General features: G+C 68.9%; 21 protein-coding genes and 1 pseudogene. 9 read left to right on the top strand and 13 right to left on the bottom strand.

Going from position 1 to position 25,068, the window contains the following annotated elements; all coding sequences use genetic code 11:
- Together ACWESM_RS29780 and ACWESM_RS29775 are read left to right on the top strand one after the other, a co-directional pair.
- Positions 1-1,002: an ABC transporter substrate-binding protein gene (locus ACWESM_RS29780; protein WP_452494578.1), complete on the top strand. Its 1,002-nt coding sequence runs from the start codon at positions 1-3 to the stop codon at positions 1,000-1,002.
- Positions 1,003-1,141: 139 nt separating this feature from the next.
- The gene (locus ACWESM_RS29775; protein ID WP_452494576.1) at positions 1,142-1,912 is read left to right on the top strand and encodes a 2-phosphosulfolactate phosphatase; all 771 of its coding nucleotides are present in this window, start codon (positions 1,142-1,144) and stop codon (positions 1,910-1,912) included.
- Between the two features lie 13 nt (positions 1,913-1,925).
- On the opposite strand, the gene ACWESM_RS29770 is transcribed toward ACWESM_RS29775, so the two are convergent.
- From ACWESM_RS29770 to thrS, 6 genes are all read right to left on the bottom strand, one after another.
- The gene (locus ACWESM_RS29770) at positions 1,926-2,543 is read right to left on the bottom strand and encodes a TetR/AcrR family transcriptional regulator (RefSeq protein ID WP_355074073.1); all 618 of its coding nucleotides are present in this window, start codon (positions 2,541-2,543) and stop codon (positions 1,926-1,928) included.
- Positions 2,544-2,604: 61 nt separating this feature from the next.
- Complete coding sequence (locus ACWESM_RS29765; RefSeq protein WP_364426530.1) at positions 2,605-4,113, bottom strand: flavin-containing monooxygenase; 1,509 nt, start codon at positions 4,111-4,113, stop codon at positions 2,605-2,607.
- Positions 4,110-4,967, bottom strand: a complete 858-nt coding sequence (locus ACWESM_RS29760) for an SDR family NAD(P)-dependent oxidoreductase (protein ID WP_452494574.1) — start codon at positions 4,965-4,967, stop codon at positions 4,110-4,112. Before ACWESM_RS29760 ends, ACWESM_RS29765 begins: the two co-directional genes overlap by 4 nt.
- Positions 4,951-5,856: an alpha/beta fold hydrolase gene (locus ACWESM_RS29755; RefSeq protein ID WP_397277961.1), complete on the bottom strand. Its 906-nt coding sequence runs from the start codon at positions 5,854-5,856 to the stop codon at positions 4,951-4,953. The genes ACWESM_RS29760 and ACWESM_RS29755 overlap by 17 nt, the downstream gene beginning before the upstream one ends.
- Positions 5,853-7,196, bottom strand: coding sequence for a cytochrome P450 (locus ACWESM_RS29750; RefSeq protein ID WP_364426521.1), 1,344 nt, complete (start codon positions 7,194-7,196; stop codon positions 5,853-5,855). Before ACWESM_RS29750 ends, ACWESM_RS29755 begins: the two co-directional genes overlap by 4 nt.
- A 110-nt stretch (positions 7,197-7,306) precedes the next feature.
- Entirely contained in the window at positions 7,307-8,527 is a 1,221-nt protein-coding gene (thrS, locus tag ACWESM_RS29745) for a threonine--tRNA ligase (protein WP_452494572.1), read from the bottom strand.
- 251 nt (positions 8,528-8,778) lie between these two features.
- Here thrS and ACWESM_RS29740 point away from each other — a divergent pair, with 251 nt between their 5' ends.
- The 7 genes from ACWESM_RS29740 (at position 8,779) to ACWESM_RS29710 (ending at position 18,412) form a co-directional block, all read left to right on the top strand.
- Positions 8,779-10,077 (top strand): ABC transporter substrate-binding protein, encoded by a 1,299-nt coding sequence (locus ACWESM_RS29740; protein WP_397277955.1) that lies wholly within the window; start codon positions 8,779-8,781, stop codon positions 10,075-10,077.
- Complete coding sequence (locus ACWESM_RS29735; RefSeq protein WP_452494569.1) at positions 10,074-11,888, top strand: hypothetical protein; 1,815 nt, start codon at positions 10,074-10,076, stop codon at positions 11,886-11,888. The genes ACWESM_RS29740 and ACWESM_RS29735 overlap by 4 nt, the downstream gene beginning before the upstream one ends.
- Before the next feature lie 31 nt (positions 11,889-11,919).
- Positions 11,920-13,653, top strand: coding sequence for a tetratricopeptide repeat protein (locus ACWESM_RS29730; protein WP_452494568.1), 1,734 nt, complete (start codon positions 11,920-11,922; stop codon positions 13,651-13,653).
- A gap of 130 nt (positions 13,654-13,783) precedes the next feature.
- Complete coding sequence (locus ACWESM_RS29725; RefSeq protein WP_452494566.1) at positions 13,784-14,938, top strand: formyltransferase family protein; 1,155 nt, start codon at positions 13,784-13,786, stop codon at positions 14,936-14,938.
- Positions 14,939-15,139: 201 nt separating this feature from the next.
- Positions 15,140-16,081, top strand: a complete 942-nt coding sequence (gene sigJ, locus ACWESM_RS29720; protein WP_364426505.1) for an RNA polymerase sigma factor SigJ — start codon at positions 15,140-15,142, stop codon at positions 16,079-16,081.
- Between the two features lie 81 nt (positions 16,082-16,162).
- A complete protein-coding gene (locus tag ACWESM_RS29715; RefSeq protein WP_412805496.1) occupies positions 16,163-17,350 on the top strand; it encodes an NAD(P)/FAD-dependent oxidoreductase in 1,188 nt (395 codons plus the stop codon).
- Positions 17,351-17,818: 468 nt separating this feature from the next.
- Positions 17,819-18,412: a hypothetical protein gene (locus ACWESM_RS29710; protein WP_355074053.1), complete on the top strand. Its 594-nt coding sequence runs from the start codon at positions 17,819-17,821 to the stop codon at positions 18,410-18,412.
- A 172-nt stretch (positions 18,413-18,584) separates the two neighbouring features.
- Here ACWESM_RS29710 and ligD read toward each other — a convergent pair whose 3' ends face one another.
- From ligD to ACWESM_RS29675, 7 genes and pseudogenes are all read right to left on the bottom strand, one after another.
- Entirely contained in the window at positions 18,585-19,526 is a 942-nt protein-coding gene (gene ligD, locus ACWESM_RS29705; RefSeq protein WP_452494664.1) for a non-homologous end-joining DNA ligase, read from the bottom strand.
- 127 nt (positions 19,527-19,653) lie between these two features.
- Entirely contained in the window at positions 19,654-20,313 is a 660-nt protein-coding gene (locus tag ACWESM_RS29700) for a TetR/AcrR family transcriptional regulator (RefSeq protein WP_355074052.1), read from the bottom strand.
- Positions 20,207-21,712: an MFS transporter gene (locus tag ACWESM_RS29695; protein ID WP_452494564.1), complete on the bottom strand. Its 1,506-nt coding sequence runs from the start codon at positions 21,710-21,712 to the stop codon at positions 20,207-20,209. Before ACWESM_RS29695 ends, ACWESM_RS29700 begins: the two co-directional genes overlap by 107 nt.
- A 232-nt stretch (positions 21,713-21,944) precedes the next feature.
- On the bottom strand, positions 21,945-22,178 hold the full coding sequence (locus tag ACWESM_RS29690; protein WP_452494562.1) for a hypothetical protein: 234 nt from the start codon (positions 22,176-22,178) through the stop codon (positions 21,945-21,947).
- Between the two features lie 43 nt (positions 22,179-22,221).
- Positions 22,222-22,385, bottom strand: a pseudogene (locus ACWESM_RS29685) (recombinase family protein); the annotation flags it as partial.
- Positions 22,386-22,435: 50 nt separating this feature from the next.
- Entirely contained in the window at positions 22,436-23,332 is an 897-nt protein-coding gene (gene sigJ, locus ACWESM_RS29680; RefSeq protein ID WP_412805499.1) for an RNA polymerase sigma factor SigJ, read from the bottom strand.
- Entirely contained in the window at positions 23,329-24,513 is a 1,185-nt protein-coding gene (locus ACWESM_RS29675) for an NAD(P)/FAD-dependent oxidoreductase (protein WP_452494662.1), read from the bottom strand. Before ACWESM_RS29675 ends, sigJ (ACWESM_RS29680) begins: the two co-directional genes overlap by 4 nt.
- Positions 24,514-25,068: the final 555 nt, after the last annotated feature.

Below are 25,068 nucleotides of genomic sequence, written 5' to 3'. Positions count from 1 at the left end.
ATGCGCATACTCCGGCTGATCGTGCCCGCTGTCGTGTCCGCCCTGCTGCTGGGTCTCACCGGCTGCGGGTCGGACGACGCGGGCTCGGCGACCCGCGCCGAGATCAAGACCCTCCGCATCGGCACCATCGGCACCGGCAACGTGCTGACCGGGCCGGTCGGCTTCGCCCATCAGCGCGGAGCCCTGTTGCCCGCGCTGAAGCCGCTGGGGGTGGACGCCATCGAGGTCTACAGCTTCCCCAACGGTCCCGACCTGAACCAGGCGCTGGTCGGCGGCCGCCTCGACGTCGCCACCTACGGTGACACGCCCGCTCTGGTCGCGCGTGGCAGCGGGTTGAAGACGCGGCTGCTGGCCATCGCGGCGGTGAATTACAACGCGGGCGTGGTGGCCAAGGATCCGGCGATCCGGACGCTGAAGGATCTGGCGGGCAAGAAGGTCGGCGTGCAGTCGGGCTCCTACATCGATCGGTATCTGCAGGGTGCGTTGAAGGCCGAGGGCATCCAGGCCCAGCTGGTGCATCTGCTGGCCACCGACGCGGAGGCTCCGCTCAACGGCGGCGATATCGCGGCGGTCGCGCTGCCGGATGTGAACCCGTCGTCGTTCTTCCACGCGTTCCTGGCCAAGGGTTTCCACCAGGTCGACTCGATTCACGACAACCATCCCGATCTCGCGGGTACCAGTTCCTCGGTGAGCAGCCAGGACTTCCTCGACAGCCATCCGCAGTTCGGTGCCGCGTGGCAGTCGGTGATCGCCGAGGCCAACCGGTATGCGAAGGCGCATTGGGACGATTACGTGAACTACGAGGTGTCCCAGTCGAAATCGCCGGAAGCGGTGGTGCGCGCCACGGCGCGTGAGAGCTACATTCCCGACGAGATCTTCGCGCCGCTGGGCATCCAGTTGCTGACGGGAACCAAGCAGTTCCTCGTGGACCAGAAGAAGATTCGGGAGGATTTCGGTTTGGAGGAGTGGTTCTACCGGCCCGACCGGCCCAAGCAGGGCTGAGCCGAGCGTCGGTCGCCGAGTTCGCCGGGCCGGGCGGCGGGGACCCGTTCATGTGGGGCGAGTACGCGTTCGCCCAGGTCCAGCGGGGGGCAGCGTCATTCGTGGCAGACCTCGGCAGTGTCGATCGGGAGGGGAGTTCGTGGCGGAGATCGCGGAGTGGGCGCGGCAGCGGCCGTGGGGGGTGCGGCTGGAGTGGGGGCTGGCCGGTGCGCTGGCGCTGGGGCCGGGGAGCGCGTGTGTGGTGGTCATCGACGTCCTGTCGTTCACGACGTCGGTGTCGGTCGCTGTCGAAGCCGGGACGCGAGTGCTGCCCTATCCGTGGCGGGACGGCGGTGCCGCGGAGTTCGCCGCGCGGCACGGCGCGGAGCTGGCGGTGGGGCGGCGGGCGGTGTCCGAGCGGCAGCCGTGGTCGCTGTCTCCGGCGGCGTTGCGGTGCGCGCCGGTCGCCGAGCGGCTCGTGCTGCCCTCGCCCAATGGTTCGGCCATCTCCGCGGCCGTCAGCGGTGTGCCGGTGGTCGCGGCGTGCCTGCGCAACGCGAGCGCGGTCGCTCGCTGGATCGCCGGGCGAGGATGGGGAAGCGCGCGCCGGCCGGTCGCCGTGATCGCGGCAGGTGAGCATTGGCCCGGCCGCGACGGGCTGCGGCCAGCGGTGGAGGACTGGCTCGGTGCGGGGGCGGTCGCCGCGGCACTGGCGCGCAGCGCAGCCGGGCCGCTGTCTCCGGAAGCGCACGCCGCCGCGGTGGCGTACGGCGGGATCGCCGATGTGGCGGCGCTGATCCGGGACTGCGCCTCCGGCCGCGAACTCGCCGAGGGCGGGTTCGCGCAGGATGTCGCGGCGGCCACCGAACTCGACAGCAGCGGGGTGGTGCCGGTGCTGACCGATGGGGCGTTCGTCGACGCCGCGCGGTGAGCGCGGCCTGGCGCTAGCGGTGGGGGCCGATCAGCCCGATCGCGGATTCGACTGCCACGTCGATGATGTCCGCGATGTCGTCGCCGTCTTCCACGGTGGTGGCGATGAGTTCGCGGAAGCCGCCGAAGAGGATGGTCGCCACTTGGCGGGAGGGCGGCCGTAGTCCGGCGGCCGCGAATTCGGGTGTGTCGGCGAGCTTCTGGATGAGCGCCACGAACGACTCGCCGACCTCGCGCTGCAACTGCCGCGTGTCGTCACCGAGGGCGGGAACGACACGGATCCAGCTGAGAGTGAGGGATGGCTCTTGCTGGGCGGTGCGTATCCACGCTTCGATGGCTTGGCGCACCTGGGTGCGCCAAGCCATGTGCGGGTCGACCGCGGCATCGATCCGCTGGATCATGTCCTTGTGGTGCTCGCTCAGCAGGGCGATGAAGCAGTCCTGTTTGCTGGTGAAGTGCTCGTAGAAGGTGCGGCGCGAGGTGCGGGCATAACGAACCACGTCGGCGACGGTCGAGTCCTGGTAGCCGCGTTCGCGCACGGCGGCGGCCATGGCGTCGAGCAGGCGGCGGCGGAACCCCGAATCCGTGCCGTTGTCGGCGGAGGTGCGGGGTACGGGCGCGGCGCGGGTCACGAGAATCAGGTTAGTTACTCCTTTCGGTTCGTCGCGTCCGGCCCGAGTCCGCGGCCGGATGTCAGGCCGTGGATTGCCCGGAATCGTGTGCCGATGCCATCGCCTGGTCGTCGTCGGAGGGTGAGCCGCCGCGGGTGAAGCGGATGGTGCCGTCATCGATGCGGCCGTAGCGGAGGGTGAGCACGTCGTGGGCGTAGCTCATGCCCAGCCGCCACGGAGCCCGCGAACCCGCTTTGGGGAATCGGTCGATGTCGCGCAATACGTAACCGGCCTGGAAGTCCAGCAGCGGTGTGGGTGTCACGGCGGGGTCGGGCCACGGGGTGGTCTGCCGGTAGCCGCCTGCGTCCATGTGCCGCAGCAGTCGGCAGACGAATTCGCTGACCAGATCGGCTTTCAGCGTCCAGGACGCGTTGGTGTAGCCGATGGTGAACGCGAAATTCGGCACTCCGCTGAGCATCATGCCCTTGTAGGCCATGGTGTGCTGCAGTGCGACCTCGTGTCCGTCCACCGTCAGGCGCAGGCCGCCGAGCGCGAGCAGTCGCAGCCCGGTCGCGGTCACCACCACATCGGCGTCGAGCTCGCGGCCCGATGCCAGGCGCAGCCCGGTCGCGGTGAACCGGTCGATGCGATCGGTGACCACCGTGGCGCGGCCGTCGCGGATGGCGCGGAACAGGTCGCCGTCCGGCACAAGGCACAGCCGCTGATCCCACGGCTGGTAGACGGGTTTGAAATGGGTGTCGACGTCGTAGCCTGCGGGCAGTTGCTTGACGGTCAGGTTGCGGATGAATCTGCGCATCTGCCGGGGCCGCCGTCGGCTCAGCTGGTAGATCAGTGTGCTGACCAGCACGTTCTTCCATCTGACCACGGTGTAGGCCCGTTTCGGTCCCAGGAGCGCGCGCAGCCGGTTGGCCAGGGCGTCGCGGGCGGGCACGGGCAGGATGTAGGTCGGGGAGCGTTGCAGCATCGTCACGTGCGCGGCGGTGTCGGTCAGCGCGGGTACCAGGGTGACCGCGGTGGCGCCGCTGCCGATGACGACCACCCGCTTGCCCGCGTGATCGAGGTCGGTGGGCCAGTGCTGCGGATGCACCAGCTGTCCGCGGAAGTCGCCGATGCCGGCGAACTGCGGGGTGTAGCCCTCGTCGTAGTGGTAGTAACCGCTGCACACGAGCAGGAAGTCGCAGGTGAATTCGCGGGTGCCGCCGTCGTGTTCGGCCGACACCTTCCAGCGTGACTCGGCGCTGGACCAGGATGCGTCGGTCACCCGGTGCCCGTACCGGATGAACCGGTCGATGCCGGCGTCGGCGGCCGTTTCGCGGATGTAGCGCAGGATCGCGGGACCGTCGGCGATGGCTTCGGCTTGCGTCCACGGGCGGAATCGATATCCGAGGGTGTGCATGTCGGAGTCCGAACGCACTCCGGGGTAGCGGAACAGGTCCCAGGTACCGCCGAGAGTGTCGCGTGCTTCGAGGATCGCGTAGGTGCGGTGCGGGAAGGCGGCCTGCAGGTGGTGGGCCGCGCCGATGCCGGACAGGCCCGCTCCGATGATGAGGACGTCGAGGTGTTCGCTCATGCCCGTGCTCCTTTCGGTTCCCGGGTGCGCAGGCTGCGCTCCAGCAGCGCGACCACTCCGTAGTAGTGGGTGGGTGTCACCCGTGCCAGGGCGTCGAACAGGTAGGCGTCGGGGCCGACGAGGATGCGGGACTTGCCGTGTTCCACTCCGCGGCGGATGATTTCGGCCGCCTTCTGCGGCGTGGTCAGTGCTATGGTCTCGAATTCCGCCGCCATCTGCTCGTGCGTCCGGCCCCGGCCCTCGGGGTCCTTGCGGACGCGGGCGTTGCGGGCGATGTTGGTGCTGATGCCGCCAGGGTGGACGTTCACCGCGGATACACCCGTGCCGCGCAGTTCCTGGCGCAGGGCGTCGGTGAATCCGCGGACGGCGAATTTGGCCGCGCAGTAGGCGCTTTGGTTGGGCATGCCCAGCAGCCCGAACACGCTGGAGGTGTTGACGATCACGCCGTGGTCCTGCTCGGCGAGAATGGGCAGGAAGGCGCGGGTGCCGTTGACGACTCCGTCGAAGTTGATGCGCCGCAGCCATTCGTCGTCTTCGGCGACGGCGTCGAGCACCGAGGAGGAGACCGCGACACCGGCGTTGTTGAACACCGCGGCCAGCGGCGCGGACAGCCAGTCGCGGACTTCGTCGGCGAAGGCGAGCTGATCGGCCGCGTCGCGCACGTCCAGGACGCGGGTCAGCACCGGCCCGGTCAGCGACGCCGCCGTCTCCTTCAGCCCGGCCTGGTCGATATCGGCGATCGCGACGGGAGAGCCGGTGCGGGAAAGCAACTGGGCGAGGCTGCGCCCGATCCCGGAGGCCGCACCGGTGATCATGACCGGGCGGCCGGATAACGGCCTACGGATGCGGGGCATCGATGCTCCTGCTTTCGGACGTGCGGATGTGTTCGTGGATGAGGTCGGCGAGTGTCGGCCACACCGCGGCGGGCAGGTCGTGGCCCATACCCGCGAGGGTGTGCAGGCGCGCGTGCGCGATCGCGCGAGCGGTGGCGCCGGCGCCGGTCGGGGCGACCATCCGGTCACGGTCGCCGTGCAGCACCAAGGTCGGGGCGGTGACCGCGCGCAGTTCGTGGGTCCGGTCACCGGATTTCACGATGCCCGCCAATTGCCGGCCGACGCCCGCTGCGGGCCCGGGGTCGCGATCCCAGGTACGGGCGGCTCGCGCGCGCACGGCGGACTCGTCGAAGGGGTATCCGGCCGAGCGAATGTGCCGGTACATGCGCACGGTGCGATCGATGTGCTCGTCGCGGGTGCGTGCCGGTCGGGCGAACATCAACCGCCAGGTCGACCAGGCCGGGCGGCCGACCCGCGCGGCGCCGGTGGTGGACATGATCGAGGTCAGGGATGCGACCCGGGCGGGATGGTGGGCGGCGACGGTCTGGGCGATCATTCCGCCCATCGACATGCCGACCAGATGCGCCGAGGGCAGCTCGAGCGCGTCGAGCAATCCGACGGTGTCGGCGGCCAGATCGGCCAGCGTGTACTGCTCGCGATGCCAGCGCCGCCGCAGCATCTGCACCGGCGCCGGTGGCGGGAAATTCGCGTGCGTCGAGCGGCCGACGTCCCGGTTGTCGAAACGGACGACCTGGCAGCCGCGCGCGACCAAGAGCTCGCACAACCCGTCGGGCCACTCGTGTAACTGTTGACCCAATCCGGCGATCAACAGCAGTGGGACACCGCCGGAGCCGTGCTGCTGGTAGGCGAGGGTGACGCCGCCGCCGACTTCGGCGAACTGCTCGCTCATACCGCCGCCTCGGCGGCGCGGTCGAGCGCTCGCCCACTGGACGGCGGTGTGCGACGGCGCACCACGGCGCGGCCCTTCTCGGCCGGGACGAGCGCGACGCCGCGGAAGTGCGTGCGCTCGTCGCGGGCATCGGTGGGTTCGAGCGTGAAATCGCGCAGCAGCGTGCGCAGCACGACGTTCATCTCCATGGTGGCGAACGCGGCGCCGATGCAGCGGCGGCTGCCGCCGCCGAACGGGATCCAGCTGAATGTGCCAGGACGGACGCCGACGAACCGGTCGGGGTCGAAGGCGCGGGCGTTCGGGAAGAGTTCCTCGTTGTCGTGCATCAACCGGATGTTGGCCACGACCTTCTGGCCCTTGGGCAGGGTCCACCGGCCCAGCTGCAGGGTTTCGGCCCGGACCTGCCGGAACGTCGCGTCGATGACCGGCCGCACGCGCTGCACCTCCAGCAGCGTCGCCTCGCGCAGTTGTGATCCGCCTGCATCGGCTTCGGCGACCAAGCGGCGCAGGATATCCGGGTGCCTGCGCAGCCGCTCGATCGTCCACGACAGCGTCGTCGCTGTCGTCTCGTGTCCGGCGGTGAGCAGGGTCAGCAATTCGTCGGCGATCTCACTGTGTGACATGGCCGAGCCGTCGTCGTAGCGTGCTTGCAGCATCATCGCGAGCACGTCGTCGCGCTCCTCGATCCGGTCGCTCGCGGCGCGGTCGATGAGTTGTCCGACGATCTCGTCGTAGCGGCGGCGGTAGGCCGCGAAGCGGGCCCAGGGGCCGAACCGGCCCAGCGCCCGCTGGGGAACCGGGATCGCGGCGAGACCGGAGCCGATCAGGACGAGTCTGGGCAGCAGTCGGCGCAGTTCTTCGAAATCCGCGCCTTCGGCGCCGAAGACCGCGCGCAGGATCACGTTCAGCGTGATCCGCATCATCGAGTCCATCGTCGCGAACTCGCGGCCCGAGGGCCAGGACGCCATCTCGTGGACGGCTTCCTCTTCGATGAGCGATTCGTACACTGTCAGCCTGCGGCCGTGGAAGGGTGGGGTGAGCAGTTTGCGCTGCTTGCGGTGTTCGTTCCCGCTGAGCGCGAACAGCGAACCGGGACCGAGGAATTGACCGAGGTTGATGTCGATGTTGTCGACGAGGTCGGCGCTCGCGGTGAACAGGGCTTTGATCTCGGCGGGGTCGGCGAGTACGACGGACCGCCCGAATCGGGGCATCTGGATGGTGAAGGCCGATCCGTAACGGTCGTGCATGCGCCGCCAGGTCCGGGTGCGCCCCGTCAGGATCTGCAGGTTCTGCACGATCGGCGGGGTGGATGGCCCGTCGGGAAGTCGCACAGCGGGCATACGCCCACCTCCTCGTGTGGTACTTCGATGTACCACCCGTACGGTACGCGCACGTACCACGTTGTGGCAAGGCTCACATCATGCCGACCCGGACCGCCGCCGCGATCCCGTCAGCAGTCGTCCCACAATGCCGCGCTGTGGGCGGCGAGCAGAGCGGCGATGCGGTCGAGCGCTTCGGCGGCGGGCAACGGGTCGAGGCGGCGGCCGTCACGCAGCCGCAACGCCACACGGTCGGCGGTGAGTTCCGCCGCGCCGATGATCGCCTGATACGGCGCGAGCCGGTGCTCGCGGATGCGAGCGGCGAGGCTGCCGCGATCCGGCGGCGCGACCGCCGCCCGCAGCCCGCTCTCGCGGCAACGGCGTTCGAATCGGGCGGCCGCGCAGTGCTGGGCCTCGGTCACCGGCAGCACGACCACCTGGGTCGGCGCCAGCCAGGCCGGGAACCGGCCGCCGTGGCATTCGATCAGATGGGCCACGGCCCGTTCGATGCTGCCGATGATGCTGCGGTGCACCATGACCGGACGGTGCGCGACGCCGTCGGCGCCGGTGTAGCGCAGATCGAACCGCTCCGGTTGATGGAAATCGACCTGCACGGTGGACAGAGTGGCCTCCCGTCCCGCGCTGTCGCGCACCTGCACGTCGATCTTCGGGCCGTAGAACGCGGCTTCGCCGTCCACCGCGTCGTAACGCAGGCCGCGCTCGTCCAAGGCGGCGGTGAGCACGGCGGTCGACCGCTCCCACAAACCCGGAGCGGCAACGTATTTCCCGCCGCGACCGGGCAGCGACAACCGGTAGCGGGCGGCGCGGATATCCAGTGCGGCATAGGCGTCGGCGATCATCGCCAGCGCTGCGGCGACCTCGTCGGCGGCTTGATCGAGGGTGCAGAAGATATGCGCGTCGTTGAGCTGGATCCCGCGCACCCGGGTCAATCCGCCCAGCACGCCAGAGAGCTCGGAGCGATACATGCCACCCAATTCCGCTATGCGCAGGGGTAATTCGCGATAGCTGTGCGCACGGGAGCGGAACAGCAGCGCGTGATGGGGACACAGGCTCGGGCGCAGCACCACCTGCTCACCGCCGAGATCCATCGGCGGGAACATCTCGTCGCGGTAATGCTCCCAGTGTCCGGACAATTCGTAGAGTTCACGTTTGCCGAGCACCGGCGAATACACGTGGTGGTAGCCCGCGCGGCGTTCGGCGGCGCGGATGTAATCCTCGAGAGCGTGGCGTACGGCCGCGCCGTCCGGCAGCCAGAACGGCAGTCCCGCGCCGATGAGCGGGTCGGTATCGAATAGATGCAGCGCACGGCCGAGGCCGCGGTGGTCGGGCATGATGGTCTCCTCGTCGACACAGGGCGAGTGACCACGAGACGAAACCCCGGGGCACTCGCCCCGGAGCTGGAATGAACGTGGATCAGCGCGCCGGGACGAATTCCGGCGTCGTCGTCACAGCTGCGCGCTCCATGCCGGTGACGCTAGCAGAGGCGTCCGCGCCCGCGCACGAGAGTTTTCAAAGCGGCCACCGGCGCGACGGCTCTGACGCATAATCGAGTTCGACTGGCACGCAATGACATCGGGGGTCGATGGGGACGCGCAGAGCGGTGCTGCAAGCGGGAATGGTCCTCCCGCTGGCTGCCGCGTGCGCGCCGGAGGTGCTGCTGGGCGGCTCGGACGCGGTGCGCGTCGGCGTGTCCTGGAGCGGCCAGGAACTCGCCGCCTTCCACGCCGTCCTGGACGAGCTGGACCTCGGCTTCGAGGTCGAGGTCATCCCCCTCGGCGACAACACCGACACCGCGTTCACCGCAGGCGGCCGCTCCGCGCCGGACGTGGTGCTGCTTCCGCAAGCCGGGCGGGTGCGCGAACTCGCCGACGCGGGCAAACTGCGGCCCCTCGCCGAGACGGTGTGGGCCGATGAACTCGGCACCCGCTACGCCCAACCCTGGCAACTGTTGCTGCGCTACCAGAGTCGGCTCTACGGTGTGCCGTTCAAAGCCGCGGACAAATCGCTGGTGTGGTTCGACCGCCAACAGTTCGACACCCACGGCTTGGGTGAGCCGGCGGCATGGACGCTCGACGGCTGGGTCGACCGGATGGAGGTGCTCGCGCAGACGCCGACCCGCCTGCTGGCGCTGGCCGCCGCCGACGGCTGGGTGCTCACCGATTTCTTCGAGAACGTCCTGCTCGCCGAATCACCCCGCATCTACGACGAATTGGCCTCCAAGAACCACCGGGAACGGGAATGGGACAACCCGGCGGTGCGGGCCGCCTTCGGTCATCTGGGGATTCTGTGGGGACAGCGGCACGCGTTCCCTGGTGGCGTCGGCGTCGCGCTGACCAGGCAGTTCTCCGACGCCATCCGAGAGGTGTTCCAGCATCGCCGGGCCGCGGCGGTCGTGGCGCCGGACTTCGCCGAACCGATCGTGCGCAGCGCGGTCCGCGCGTCCGGGCGCGAGATCGACGACGCCGTCGGGGTGGTGGCCTTCCCGCCGGTGGACACCGCGCCGGGGCGGCCGAAGATCGTCGGCGGTGACGTGATCGTGGTGACGCGGCAGGCGACCCCGCGCGCGGACGAACTGGTCGAGAAACTGGCCGCCGCTCGCGCCCCCCTGCCGTGGATCGAGCGCTACGGCGGCTTTCTCGCCCCGAACCTGCGCACCGAGGCGGACTACTCGCCGCTGCTGGCGCCCTCGGCAGGTGAGCTCGCCGCGCGCAGCACCTTCGATCTGTCCGACCGGATCGGGCCGGTGGGCGGACGGGAAGGATTGTGGCGGGTGCTGACGGAGTTCCTCATCGCGATCGGCGATGGCGGGCAGGCACGAACGACCGAGGCCACCGACCGTGCCATCGCCGCGCTGGACGACGTCGATCGGCGGGGCCGATGACGATGCCTCCGGATTTCGACGTCAACGGTCTGCGCATCGAGCTGGCCACCCGCCGCATGCGCGGGCCGCTGGTCGCGGGCGGCAGGCCACGGCGCTGGCTGGGCTGGGTGGCCGGGCTGCCAGCGACGCTGCTGACGGTGGCGCTGCTGGTGCTACCGGCGGGATGGACCGTGCTGATCGCCGCCCGGGCCAGCCCGTTGTCGGTGCTCGCGTGCGCGGTCGCGGCGACCGGTGCGCTGCTGCCCGCCGCGCTGCGCAGGCGGCGGGGTGTGCCGTGGATCCGAATTCTGCTGTGGCCGTCGTCGATCGGTGCCACGATCGCCGGACTGTGGCTGCTGGGCGGCACGATGAACGCCGACGGTCGCGGCGCGTACCTGCGCACACTGTTGTGGGTGGCGTTCGGGATCGGGCTGCTGCTCGTGGCGCTGGCGATCGCCTGGTGGGGCCGGGCGGCGCGCTGGTTGTGGCTGCCGCTGATCGTGCCGTTCGGGGTGTCGGCGTTCGTGTCCGGGGTGGCGTTCCGGGTGATCTTCGGCAACGGCGCGCGGTGGCTGGACATCGAGGACGTCGGGCTCTACCGGTGGTGGCTGGCGGCGATGCTCGGGTCGGCGTTCCTGTGGACCTGGCTGGGTTTCCTCACCGCGCTGTTCCGCGCGGGAATCCATGCGATCGAAGCCGATCCGGCGCGCGCCGGGTACCTCTACCGCGACGACGGCAGACCGCTGGCGGTCCGGCTGTACGAGTTGCTGCGGCCGGTGCTGCTGATCGCCGGACTGGCCGTCGGCGTCGCGGCCGCGCGGGTGTTCGACGTGGTGCTGATCGGGGTGCCGGGGGCGCTCGAATACCAGGTCGACAGCGCGACCGTGCACTGGTGGCGGCTGGCCGCCGACGCCGAACCCGGCGTGGCGGCGGCCTACGCGCTGCCGCTGGCTGTACTCGTGGGCGCGGTCGCCTGGCTGCTGCAAGTGGACGTACGCCATCACCGCGCGAGTTGGTCGGCGGTGCGCGCGATCTCGGTGGCGGGACGGCGGCGCATCGGTCCGGTGCGGGCGGCGGGCATCGTGCTGGTGTCGGTGCTGGTGCTGTACCCGATCGGCGTGCTCGCCTATACCGGGTTGCGTACGCACGACGGCTTCGGCTTCTCGGCCATAGCTCTGGTGTCGGGTGACGACGGACTGTGGCGTTCGCTGCAGACCACCGCCTGGGTCGCGGGGATCGTCACGGTGGTCGTGGTCACCGCCGCCGCGCCGGTGGCCTACCGGCTGGCCGCGCTGCGACCCAACGGCACCGCCGCACGACTGGCCGTCGTAGCGCTGGTGGTGCTGGCGGTGACGCCCGCGCAGACCTACCTCGGGCCGATCGACGGTCTCGTCGACACGTACGAACTGTCCGGAACCCGCATCCCGCTGATCCTCGTGCACGCCGCCGCCGGACTGCCGATCGCCATCCTCGTGCTGCGCGGCGCGATGCTGTCCCCGCCGGGCAGCACCGCCGCGGACGCACTGCACGGTCTGGCCAGTCCGGGGACCATCGCCCAGCGCGTGCTGGCCTCCTCCGGACCCGCGCTGGGAGCGGTGGCGGTACTGGAGTTCGTGCAGGTGTGGAACGACTTCTTCATCGGCCTCGTGGTCAGCGGAGCGGGCGCGAGCCCGTGGTCGCTGCTGCTGTGGGGCGAAGCACGGCAATTCGGCGAGAACAGCGCGCAACTGGCCGCGGGATCGCTGGCGTCGGCCGTGCTGCCGGTGGCGCTGCTGCTGGTGACCTGGCGGCGCTGGGTGGTGCCGGGCCTGACCGGTGGAGTGCTGCGATGACGCGAGCCGCCGGCGGCGAGGGAGGAATCGGGTGAGCACCTCGACCGAGCACACCGAACCGGTCGGGCAGACCGCCACACCCAGATCCTCGATCTGGATCGGGTTCCTCGGCACCGCGTCGCTGGTCGCCTACACGGTGTTGTTCGAACTGGTGCGCACCCTGGTGGTGAATTCGTTCGGCGAGAACGCCGTCGTGCAGTTCTTCAACGGGCCGCTGCGCTGGTTGTCGGTGCTGTTCATCGCCGCGGCGGCGACCTACGCGCTGTACCGGTTCGCACGCGGGTATCGCACCAAGATGCGCACCGCCCGCGACATGGACCTCATCGCCGGTCTCATCGAGCCGGGCCCCGCGCTCGCGGACCGGAGGCCGCGGGAAGCCGCGCCGCCGCGACGGACGGTCGCGGCGCTCGACGGGCATCTCATCGCCGCGGTCCTGCGGGACCTGCCGGTGCACGACTATGAAACCGTCGCGCTGCTGGCGGTGCTCAACGCCATTCGGGACACGCCGGGACGGTTGCCGCTGGCACGGGAACCCTCGGCCCGCACCGCGGCGAGACTGCTGGACGGTCTGCACCGCCGCGGAATTCTCGCCGGGCACGGTGCCCAGCGGTGGTGCGTGCGACAAGTGCCCAGGCTGCCGGATCGAGCGACGGTCACCGCCGGACCGCAGTGGGCCGCGGCGCTCACCGCGCTGCTGCACCACTACGCCGACCGCGCGGGGCGCTGGGCCATCGCGCTGGAGTCACGGCGCTTCGCGGTGGGCGCTCGCCGCTGGTTCGAAACCGAGGAACCGTACCTGCGCGCCCTGGTGGACGCGTGCGCGGCTCGAGTGAATCCACCGGATCCACCGGCTCGAGGCGTGGATTATCCTCCGGCGGCCGTCGCGCACCTGGTCGACATCGGCAACGCGTTGGACGTGTGGTACGCGCGTATCGGACTGGGGGAGAACGGGCGCGGAGTGGCCGACGATCTGTGCTCGCTTCCCGAAACCGACGAGCTGAACCGCGATCTGCTGTTGTTGCGGGCGGGACGGCTCACCGAGCGGCCGCGCGGCTACCGGCCGCGGCGATTGTCGACGAGCTTGGCCGCCCGCTGGGAGCATCAGGCGGCGCTGCGGGAGCTGGACGCCGGCTCACCGGTGCTGGACAAGGTGGCCGAGCAGCTGGAGACCGCGTGGTGGCTGCTGCCGCGTGACGACGTCGCCGGTGAGGTGTGCGCCCTGATCAATCTCGCCGTCGTGCACATCCGGCAAGGACGCCTCGACGCCGCGCAGGATCGTCTCGAACTCGCCGAGTCCCTCACCCGCGCCGGCCTCGATCCCGACGGACGCGCGCAGACCCACGAGACCATGGGCACGATGTGGTGGGCCCGCGGCGAACCCCGCCGAGCCCTGCGCTGCTGGCAGCTCGCCCTGACCGCCTACCGCGCCCTCGACGACGACCTCGGCATCGGCCGCTGCCTGCAACACCTCGGCTCCGCGATCGTCGTCGACCCCGACCACGCCACCCTGTTGCTCCCCACCGACCCACCCCTTACCCGCACCGAAGCCCTCCGCCAAGCCACCGGATGGCTCGCCGAAGCCCGGCGCAGGCATCCCACCGCCCGCCACGTCGAACACTATGCGGCACGCGCACATTCGCAACTGCGCGCCGATCGCGGCTTCCGCGACCTCCTGCGATCCCGCCGCCGCACCCCGCAGGCTCGGATCGATCAGTGGCCCGCATCCGTCGAAGATCACGCCCACCGGCCGCAAGACCTTCGCTGACCTGCCTGTGGCCCGGCCGTTCGAGTTCGCAACCCGCAGCAGAGAAGCGAACCCGGCCGCTGCGCCCTCCGCGACGCCCAGCGTCGATCACACCGACCATGGCGAGTTCGCTGTGCCAGACTACGAAGCCGTGCCGGAACTTCGCGTCGCGGTGATCGCCTCCCACAACGGATCCAATCTGCGTGCGCTGCACCGAGCTTCCCTTGTGGCGGACGCACGGTTCCGGATCGTGCTCGTCATCAGCAACAACAGCGACTCCGGTGCGCTGCGCTACGCCCGCGACAACGCGATTCCCGCCCGCCACCTGTCCGGACGCACCCACGACGACCCCGACGAAGCCATCCGCGCCGCGCTCGTCGAGCACTCGGCCGACTGGGTGGTCACCGCCGGATACCTGAAGAAGATCGGGCCGCGCACCAGAGCGGAGTTCTCCGGACGGATCATCAACGTCCACCCCGCACTGCTGCCCCGACACGGCGGCCCCGGTATGTACGGCGGGCACGTGCATCAAGCCGTCCTCGACGCCGGAGATCCCGTCAGCGGCGTATCCGTCCACCTCGTCTCGGACGAATACGACACCGGACAGATCATCGCCCAGGTAGAGGTACCGGTCCAGCCGGGTGACACCGTCGAGACACTCGGCGCGCGGGTGCTGCACGCCGAACACACGTTGCTTCCCGATGTGGTGCGACGAATCGCTACCCGGCACACTGCCCGCTCCACTCTCGTCCTGGTCCGTCACGCTGAGCCGTTCACCCCTCGCGCGGGAGGGCCGGGCGACTACGAGCGGTCACTGACCGGGGCAGGCGAACAACAAGCCGAGCTGCTGGTCACCGACCTGGCAGCCCTGTCGCCCACCGTGATCTTCTCCAGCCCCTACCTCCGCGCAGTCCGAACCATCCAACCGCTCGCACGTCGCACCGGCTTGCCCATCGAAACCGACCACGATCTGCGCGAGTGGGAGTCCGGGATCGGCCCGACACCCGACTATGCGCGCTACTACTGTGAAAGCTGGGCCGAGCCGTCGCTCGCCAGGCCCGGGGGCGAGAGCCTGCGACAGTTGTCCGACCGGGCCGCGGCGATCCTGACGACGCTGGCGCACCGGCACCGCGGCCGGACCGTCGTCGTGGGCAGCCACGGGACGTTCATCTCCCGGGCGCTGATCGCGTTCGGTCGCGGCGAGGTCGACTGGGCATTCAGCCGCGCCATGCCGATGCCCGCGGTCTACCGGCTGGACTTCGAGGACGAACGCGTTCAGTCCACCGGTCCTGGCCTGCGACCGTGACTCGACCGAACAATATTGTGCCGGCGGCAGTGTGCATGTCGAAGCCGGATACGCCCCCGAGCGTTGTGCTGAAGCATGAGCTGCTTGTCGGCGAGTGCGAGTTCCCGGTCGCGGCCGGCACGTGCGCGACGCCTCCGAGCAAGCTGGTTGGGGACCGCTACCGCTGGACACGACCGGTGCGCATGGCCGACCATGACCGACATGTTGCTCACGCGCGAGGCCGATCTGTTCGAACGCTCCAGGGGTCGCCTGGAAGCGATCGCCTACCGCTTGCTGGGCTCGGCCGGCGACGCCGAGGACGCGGTGCAGGAGACGTATCTGCGCTGGCAGGCCGCCGACCGCGAATACGTGGAGACGCCCGAGGCGTGGCTGACCAAGGTGCTCACCAATCTCTGCCTCAACCAGCTCACCTCCGCCCGTGCGCGCCGGGAAACCTATGTGGGGCAATGGCTTCCGGAGCCGGTGCTGGCCGGCGCCCCGATGCTGGGCCCGGCCGACACCGTCGAACAACGCGAATCGGTGTCGATCGCCATGCTCACGCTCATGGAACGGCTCACCGCCAAGGAACGCGTGGTGTATGTACTGCGCGAGGCGTTCGGCTACTCGCACCACGAGATCGCCGACCTGCTCGACATCACAGAATCGAATTGCCAGCAGGTCTATCGCCGCGCCAAACAGCACTTGGCCGTGGAACGGGCGCGTATCGAGGTGGACGAGACCGCCGCGCGCCGGATCGTGGAGGAATTCCTGGCCGCGGCGGTCAGCGGACGAACCGACGAGCTGGTGCGGTTACTCACCGATGACGCCGCCATCATCGGTGACGGCGGCGCCTTCTTCGCCACCTTGAACAGGCCGCTCGTCGGCGCCGAGCGCATCGCGATGTTCGTGCGGCTGGCCATCAAACCTACGGGTGCCAAGTGGGACAAGCTCGGCGGCAAGCCCACACCCTTCGCCGCGATCGTCAATGGCAGGCCCGCGCTGATCCTGGTGGCCGAGGATCGCATCGTCGGCGTCGTGGTGCTGGAGGTGACCGCCGACGGCATCGCCGCCATGCACGCCCACGTCAACCCCGACAAGCTGGCATTCGCCAATCGCCAGTGGGCCACCTACGCGCCGGGAGAACCCCTGCCCGATTTATGGTGACCCACATCACACCCTGCTCCTGTCAGCATTCGTGCGGCTGTCCGGTTCAAGCTCCGAACCCACCGAGACAGGAGCAACACCATGAAGCACCGCATCGTCGTCCTCGGAGCCGGGTACGCCGGAGCCACCGCAGCCGGCCGCCTGGCCAAGCGACTGCACCGCGACGACGTCGAGATCACCCTGGTCAACGCCGATCCCGACTTCGTCGAACGGGTGCGCCTGCACCAGCTCGCCGCCGGGCAGGACCTGCCGGTTCGTCCACTGCGGAAGATGTTCGCGGGCACCGGCGTCCAGGTGCGCATCGCATGGGTCGATTCGGTCGACGCCGACCGCAAGACCGTCGAACTGATCGGCGATCAGGGGGCCGAGACCCTCGCCTACGACACACTCGTCTACGCCCTTGGCAGCACCGTCGCCGATTTCGGCGTGCCCGGCGTTGTCGAACACGCCCACCAGGTGGCGAGCAAGCAGGCGGCGCTGCGGCTGCGGGAACGTCTGAGCCGGCTGCGGGCGGGCGAGACCGTGCTGATCGTAGGTGGTGGCCTGACCAGTATCGAGGTCGCCACCGAGATCGCCGAGGCGCGCCCGGATCTGAAGGTCGCGATGGCCGCGCGCGGCGGCGTCGGCGACTGGCTCGACGAGAAGGCGCAGAGCCACCTGCGCGGCGCGTTCGAACGCTTCGGTATCACCGTTCACGAGCACGCCGACGTCATAAGGGTCACCGAAGATGGCGTGGTCACCCGATCGGGAGCGCAGATCCCTTCGCAAATGACCGTCTGGACAGCGGGATTCGCCGTGCACCCGATCGCGGCCGCCAGCACTCTGACCGTCTCCGAGACCGGGCGGATCGTCGTCGACGCTACCCAGCGCTCGGTCTCGCACCCGGATGTATACGCCGTCGGCGATGCCGCGCACGCCGCGGGAGTGGGTGGCAGGACGTTGCGCATGGGCTGCGCCACCGCCTCCCCGATGGCCTGGCTGGGCGCCGATGCCATTGCCGCTCGGCTGACCGGACGTGAGATTCCCGATGCCCCCATCGGCTACAACAGCCAGTGCATCAGCCTCGGCCGCCGCGATGCCATCGTGCAGAAGGTGACCAAGGAGGATCAGCCGACCTCCAAGGTCGACGTGGGCCGCAAGGCCGCCCGCGTGAAGGAGTTGATCTGCTCGCTCGCGGCCTGGTCCGTGAAGCACCCGACCCTACTGGCGCCGAGGCGGCGTCGCCGGGTCGTCGCGACCGGCGCAGGGGCTCCGGTCGCGACCGTCTGAGCGCGCGGGCGCGGAACCGGTGCAGGTCCGCCCCGGCAGGACAGGCTGGGGCGGACCACCCGGTTCCGCGGGATTTCCGGATGCGTCGGCTGCGTGGCACGGTCGGCGGCTACATTCACCCAGCGCAGGTCCCTGGCCGAAACCGACCTCACCGCGGTGGGCGCGGACGCACGGCGGTGGCTGGAGATCGCTCGCGTTTTCCTCTGAAGAGGTTGGTTCCCCGAGCCGCTAGGCACACTGAATCGGTCAGCGCCGGGCCCAGTGAGCAGCGAGGCGACCGGCGCTGACATTTGCGGGAGATCGCCTGGCTCCAGGCTTCCGTTCCATTCGCGTCGACGGATAGGTCATAGGGGTGCAGTAGCATTCGCCGAAACCGGGCGGATATGGCGCGCCCCGACGAGAGATGCACAGCCTGAAGGACAAACAATGCCACAACATGGTGGGCACCGACTCGATGGGAACTGGAGCGTGAGTGAGGATCAGCCCGCCATGGCGGGCCTCGGAGAAGTGCTGTCGTGCATCGGGCCGACCTGCGGGGACACCGTCAACTGGAGTGCGGCGGAGAAGATCTACGAAACTGCTTTTCCGGCCGACTATCGGTCCTTCGTTGCAGCCTTCGGCAGCGGCACGATCGAGGAGATGGTCGTCGTGTTCACCCCTGTCGTCTCCTCGGAGGAGGCGCGGATGGTGAAGGTATCGAGGCTCTCGCAGGCAGCGCTCGCGGACAAGGGGGTCAACGAGTGGGCTCCCGCCGACAGGGGCCGGTATCGGCTGGAGGACCTGCTCATCTGGGGCGGAACAGCTGCGGCCGACACTCTGTGCTGGATCACGACGGACCAGGACCCGGATCGATGGCCAGTCGCGGTGTACTCCCGCATGAACCACGAGTGGTCGGTGTATCCGTGCGGAATGGCCGAGTTCCTGCTGAAACTCGTGCGCAATGAGTGGCATCCAGGACCGATCAGCGACACTTCACTCGAGGGCGTGGTGGACCCGCGTTTCCTGCACGACAAGGACGAGGCAGCCGCATACGAGGCGGGGCTCGACCCCTGGGAGTACTGATCCGCACGACCCGGTCAATCCCGCTCGCAGAACTTCGCGTGGTAGCGATTCGCCACCCGAACGCGGATCGGCAGGAGCGCAGTTCCAGTCAGCGGTGATGTACGCCTACGCTGACGAGCGATCTACGAGCAAAACGGTGCGAGCAATCAGCAATACAGCGGTGCATTTGGTTCTATAAAGGCATTTTCGCCTCACGCGGAGACTTGTCGGGGCGCAGCCCGCGCCAGCTGGGGTGGCGCAGGCCCTCGGGGGTGGCTTCGCGATATTCGATGTCGCCGACGAGGACCGGCTCGACCCAGTGGGCGGATGCCGCCACCGCGCGCGGCGGAGGGACGTCGAAGGGCGTGTCGGAGCGGGACAGCTCGTTCAGGCGAACTTGCAGCGAGCGGCGGTCGCGCATGGTCCAGCCGGTGCCGACATTGCCGATGTGCACCAGCTGATCGTTGTCGTCGTAGGCACCCAGCGCCAATGAGCCGAACGTCGCGGAGAAACGGCCCGTACCGGGCAGCCAGCCCGCTACGACGACCTCGGTCGTCTTGCGCAGCGGCGTCTTGATCCACAACGGAGACCGCCGCCCGGGGTAGTAGGCGGAATCGAGACGCTTGGCGACTATTCCCTCCAAGCCGTGTTCGCGAGCGACGTCGAGCAGCGTGTCGGCGTCGATATCGCGGTAGTACGGCGGGGTCCGGACCAGAGGCCGGTCCAGCGCCAGTTCCGCCAAACGCTCGCGACGCTCGGTGTAGGGCAGGTTCATGATGGACGCACCCTCGACAGCCAGGAGATCGAACGCCAGATACTGCGCCGGGAATCCTCGCAGCAATTCCGGGCTGGGGGAGACGACATGCATCCGCCGTTGCAGGCGAGCGAACGACGGCGCCCCCGTCTTCGGATCCGGCGCCACGATCTCCCCGTCGAGGATCAGCTCACCTCCCTCGCCCAGTTCGGCGAGAACCGCCGTGAGCTCAGGAAATGACCCACTGAGATCCCGATTGTTGCGACTGTAGAACCGGCATTCCCCCGCCCGGCACCGCGCGAGGGCGCGAATGCCGTCCCATTTCATCTCCAGCGCCCACCGGCCGTGCTCCCGCGGTGGCCGTCCGGAGACGGCCAGCATCGGCGCCTGGACTGACAGCACTCAGTCAGCATATCGCCAGCAAATATCAGGTACGGGCTTCTCTCCACGGCACTCACACAAGGCCACTGGCACCCCACCCAGTGGGGTTCGGCCAATCCCGCGCTGGTCAGCTGCCCGTCGGGGCCTCGCCGCAGAGCAGGGGTTGCAGGAGTGGGACGTACAGGTCGGCGACTTCGTCGGGGTCCAGTTGGGTGAGCTGGTCGGCTTGGACGGTCGCGTAGAGGGCGCCGAGGCCGAGCAGCACACCGATGGCCATCTCCGCTCGCAGCGGGGCGCCCGGGCCAGGGAGGCGGGCGGCGAGGGCGTCGATGACCTGCGTGCGGAAGTTGGCTCGTGCCTGCCCGCCGAGTTCCAAGTGGTGGCGGGAGAAGGCGATGCGCAGGATCGGGTCGCGGGTCTTTCCGCGTTGGGTGGCGATCAGATGCAAGACCATGTGCCGGGCGAGGCGGTCCAAGGGGGCGTCGAAGAGGGCGGTGGCGTCGGCGTCGAAGGTGAAGACCTGGGTGAACAGGTGTTCCTTGGTGCCGTAGTACTTCATCACGAGCGCCGGGCTCACGCCTGCGTCGTCGGCGATGGCGGCGATGGTGGTGTCGGCGTAGGCGTGGCGTGCGAAGGCGCGCCGGGCTGCGGCGAGGATGTCCGCACGGCGGGCGTCGGCATCACGCGGTCGTGCCGACCGGTCCTGGGCCGGGTCGGGCTTCGGCGGATCTATGGACCTCGATCGCAGGCGGGCACTGCGCGGAGAGGGGGAGTTCGGGTCGGACATCTTGTTCAGGCTCCTGGAGGAGGGACGGCGCGGATCGCGGCTGGCGCGGGACGAGACAGGCGGCCGCGCAGGCCAGCAGAGCGACCGCGCCTGCGACGGCGAAGGCCATCCGGTACCCGTTCAGGGTCGGCGCCGCCACGGCCACGCCCGCCGTGTCGGCGAACGGGCGGGTGTGCTGGGCCAGCACGGTGGCGACCACCGCGCTGCACAAGGCTTGCCCGATGGTGCGCATGAGAACATTGAGGCCGTTCGCTGCGGCGGTCTGCTCCAGCGGCACCGCCCGCATGATCAGCAGGGGCAGGGCGGAGTAGGCGAGTGCCGTGCCGACCGAGACCACGGCCGCGCCCACGATGACCGCCCACAATTGCCGACTGTCGGCGATGCGTAGGCCATAGCCGCCCGCGATGATCATCGTGCCCAGGGTGAGGGTGGCCTTGGCCCCGCGGGCGACGGACAGGCGGGCGGACAAGGAAGCACACAACACCATGATCACACCGCTGGGCAGTAGGCATACACCCGCCGCCACCACCGAGAGCCCTAGACCGTACCCGGTGACCCGGGGCGCCTGGACCAGTTGCGCGGTGACGAGGGAGTTGGCGTAGAAGGCGAACCCGGCCAGCGACGCGGCCAGGTGGGGCAGCAGAACCGCCGGACGCATCGCGAGGCGCACGTCCACCAGTGGCCGCGACACGCGGCGCTGGTGGACAGTCCAGCCCGTCAGGATCAGCAGCGCCGCCCCCGACAGGCCCAGAACCCGCCAACTGCCCCAGCCCCACTCACCTGCCTTCGACAAAGCCAGCAGCAAGAACACTAGCCCCGCACTCAGCCCGCACGCCCCGAGTAGGTCGAAACGCCCCGGCGACCGGACCAGCTCTTTCCGCAGCAGCCGCCACGCCAGGGCGAGCACACCCGTCGAGAGCATGGTCATGGCCCAAAACATCGCGTGCCAGTCCGCGTACTGCACCAACAGCGCGGCCAGCGGCAGACCAAGAGCCGCGCCGATGCCCACCGTCGAACTCATCAGCGCCACCGAGGAACCCGTCCGCTGCGGCGGCAGCACACCCCGCAGGAAACTGATCGACAGCGGCACCACCGCCGCGCCCACACCCTGCAGCGCCCGCCCTACCAACAGCCACGGGAGGGTGGAGGCGAATGCGCACACCAGCGACCCGACGGCGAGTGCCCCGAGCGCGAGCAGAAGCATCGGCCGCTTGCCGTACATGTCCCCGGCACGCCCAAGCAGCGGGGTGGCGACCGCGCCGGTCAGCAGCGTAAGTGTGACCACCCACCCGACATCGACCGGTGCCGCGCCGGTCAGCCGGGGCAGTTGCGGCAGCAGCGGCACGACTGCGGTCTGCACCAGCGTGGTGACGATGCCACCAGCCGCCAGAACGGCCATGACGCCACGGTCGGCAGTCGGAGACGTCGACGGATGCGAATCAATGGGCACAGCGAAACCCTCTCGGAGGTGAATGGCGTTCACCACCATAGGTGAACGCCATTCACCTCACAAGGGCCGGCCGCCACCGCTTGCCAGGCCGGCCACCGGCGTTCGACCCGCTATCTACCGGCACGCAACATGCTCGCCGCGGTATCAACCGGCTCGAACAACCCCGCACCGTCGCCGGCCGCTACGAAAGAGCGCCGGCCGCCACCTTGCCGTCCCGCTCGATATGAGCGATCGCTTCGTCGGTCAGTTCCGCCGAGGTTACGTCACCGGCACGCAATGCGGCCGCGCACTCTTCGGCCGACCGAAAATTCCACTCCGTGAATTCGACGGTATCGGCCTGTCGCGGCGGACATAAAATGCCGCTTCGCGCAAACGAGAAAGTCGAACAGGTGGCCTTCGGTTCAAATTGACGCACTCGTTCTGTCATATCCCAGGTCAGGGAGTCGGCAGTGAGATGGTTTCGGCTGCTTGCCCTCGAGGCGGCCTTTCGCGCGGGCCTTGGCCATGCCCTCGCGGGTCCGCAGGTGATCGGGTTAGCCTCGAATTCGGCAACCATGGTAAGGGTTTGCAGGAACAGCTTGCCGAACGGGTCGGCCCAGTCGTAGACCTGGCTGCCGAGCCCGGTGTTCCGGTGGCGGATCGGCATACGGAACACCACGACATCGTCCGGCCTTACCGGCTGATCCTGCGCGGGACCGTCACCGTGGCGAGTTTGTCCGGGTTGCGGATGGCGTAGAGGTTGGTGATCTGCCCGTCGGAGATCTCGATCAGGAAGACACCTTCGAGCAGCTCGCCGCGGTAGGCGACCATCGCGGGCGTGTTGTTGCAGGTGACCATCTCTATCCGCATGTCCGACGTCGGCTGCCTGGCGTGGAACAGTTTGATGAGGACTGCGGCCACCTTCTCCGCGCCCACCACCGGTCGTCGCGCCGCGGTGGCCTTGCCGCCGCTGTCGGCGGTCCAGGTGACCTCGGGAGCGAGGAGCGAGAGCAGCCCGGCCGTGTCACCAGTGGTCGCCGCTGTCATGAACTGTTCGGTGATGTGCGCGATCTCGGCTGCGTCGACGGGCTCGAAGCGTTTACGCCGCGCGTGTACGTGGGAGCGCGCACGGTGGGCCACCTGGCGCACCGTCATCACGGATTTGCCCACCGCTGCGGCGATCTCGTCATAGTCGAAGCCGAACACCTCGCGCAGCACGAATACCGCACGTTCGTGTGGAGTGAGTGTTTCCAGCAAAACGAGCATCGCCATCGATACCGACTCGGCGAGCACCATATCCGCCGATGCGTCGTGCTCGTCGACCAGCAGTGGTTCAGGCAGCCACGGGCCGATGTAGTCCTCACGACGGCGCGTGCCGGCGCGCACAGAGTTGAGCGCTTGACGGGTCACCAGCCGGGCCAGATACGACTTGGTGTCGCGCACCGTCGCAAGGTCCACCTCGGCCCATCGCAGATAGCTGTCCTGCAGCACGTCGTCGGATTCGGTCGCCGAGCCCAGGATTTCGTAGACGATCGTGAACAGCAACGGCCGCAGCAAGGTGAAACGCTCGGTGTGCTCGTCGGTCGTCATGCGGACCCGACCACCTGTCCGGTGGAGAACGACTGTTCAGGACGCGGGCCGCCCTTGAGCCAGGCCAGCGAACCCGGCTTGCGGGCCTCCCGGCGGATTTTGCTTACCCCGATCTTGCAGGTCATCTCCTTGATTCTCGCGCCCGCACGACCGCCGATGTAGAGGTTGATCGCGATGTCGTCTTTGCGCGCGAGCTGCCGGATACCGACATGGCGGCCGAGGCTGACGCAGGTTCCCAACAGGGCCAGGTCGATCGCCGCGGGTTCGGTGCCCGCGACGTGGCTCAGCACGGTATCGGCGGCCTGCGCCCCGAGCGGGCCCGCGCCCTGGCCACTCATCCGCAGCGGCTGCCCTGAAGGTGCGGCGGCGTCGCCGGTCGCCACGATGCGCTCGTCGTCGATGCTCGTCAGTGTCTCGTCGGTGAGCAACCGGCCGAGGGCATCGGTGCGAAGCCCGCTGTCTGCCGCCAGCTTCGGCACGCCGAATCCGGTCGTCCAGATGGTGAGCGTGCTCGGACGCATCCCCCCGTCGGCGAAAACGACCGCATCTGGCCGGACTTCGGTCACCTTGCTGGCCTCGAGCACGACGACATTGTGTCGCGACATCCACTTGGCGACGTAACGGCGACCCGGCGCACTCAGTGACGGCATCAGGCATCCACCACACACCAGAGTGACCATGCGTCCTTGTTCGGCGAGTTCAGCGGCCGTTTCGATACCCGTTGCCCCGCCGCCGACCACGGTGACCGGAGCATCGAGGGGCAACTCGTCCAGCCTGGCGCGCAGCCGCTGCGCAGCCTCGAATTCAGCGATGGGGAAAGCGAACTCGGCCGCACCAGGCACCGACGGTATGGCCGCCGTGCTGCCGACCGCGTAGATGACATGGTCGTAGTCCAGCGCGCCCCCCGACGCCAGTCGCACCGTGCGGGCGGCGGTGTCGATGCGCGTGGCGCTGTCGATTACCAGCTCGATGCCTTCACCGAGCAGCGTGCCGTAATCGACCGTCGCATCGCCGGTACCGGCAACCAACTGGTGCAGCCGGACTCGATCGACAAACCTCGGGCGGGGATTCACAAGCGCGATATCGACGTCGGTGCGCAGCCGCAGATGATTGGCCGCGACTGTGCCGGCATAACCGCCGCCGATAACGACGACCTTGTGGTGTGTGTTGTGTTCGGTCATGCCCTCAAGACACCGCGGATCACCGAGACATGACACGATGCGATGTGATGTGCGCCACTCACACTCGATGGAGTGAGTCGGAGTCATCCGCCGAGAGCAAGGCGGGTAGTCATGTTGAGTTCTACCTCGCCGTACGGCAGTACATGCGACCAGAACGGCGGGGTCAGGCCGCGCTCGTCCTCGTCGGTAGCGCGGCTCCAGCGCCTTGGGTAGCCCTAGCAGCTTGATGGCGCCCTGCCGGCGCTCCTTGATCTCCAACCAGGGACAGTGCGGCAGTGCGGTGTGCAGGGCGTCGAGTTCGGCGCGCATCTCCTCGCGCAGGTCATTGATGAATTTCGTCGGATCCAGGGCTTTGCCCAGCTTCTCGTAGTGCGAAATGCGGCGTTCCTCGAAGTCGGCCGGCAGATCCTCGGCGAGGCTTTTACGACAGCTTCATGTACCAGGTGACACGATCCTTACCGGCACGTCCCCCGTGGGTTCACGCTGACTGAAGGACTTTCAGCCGGAACTCACGGCATTTCGGTGTGTGACACCGGGATTCGCGGTGAGTTCCGG

The organism is Nocardia sp. NPDC003999 (assembly GCF_053604885.1).
Note: the sequence above shows the minus strand (reverse complement) of the source record. Positions and strands in the feature narration are given on the sequence as shown.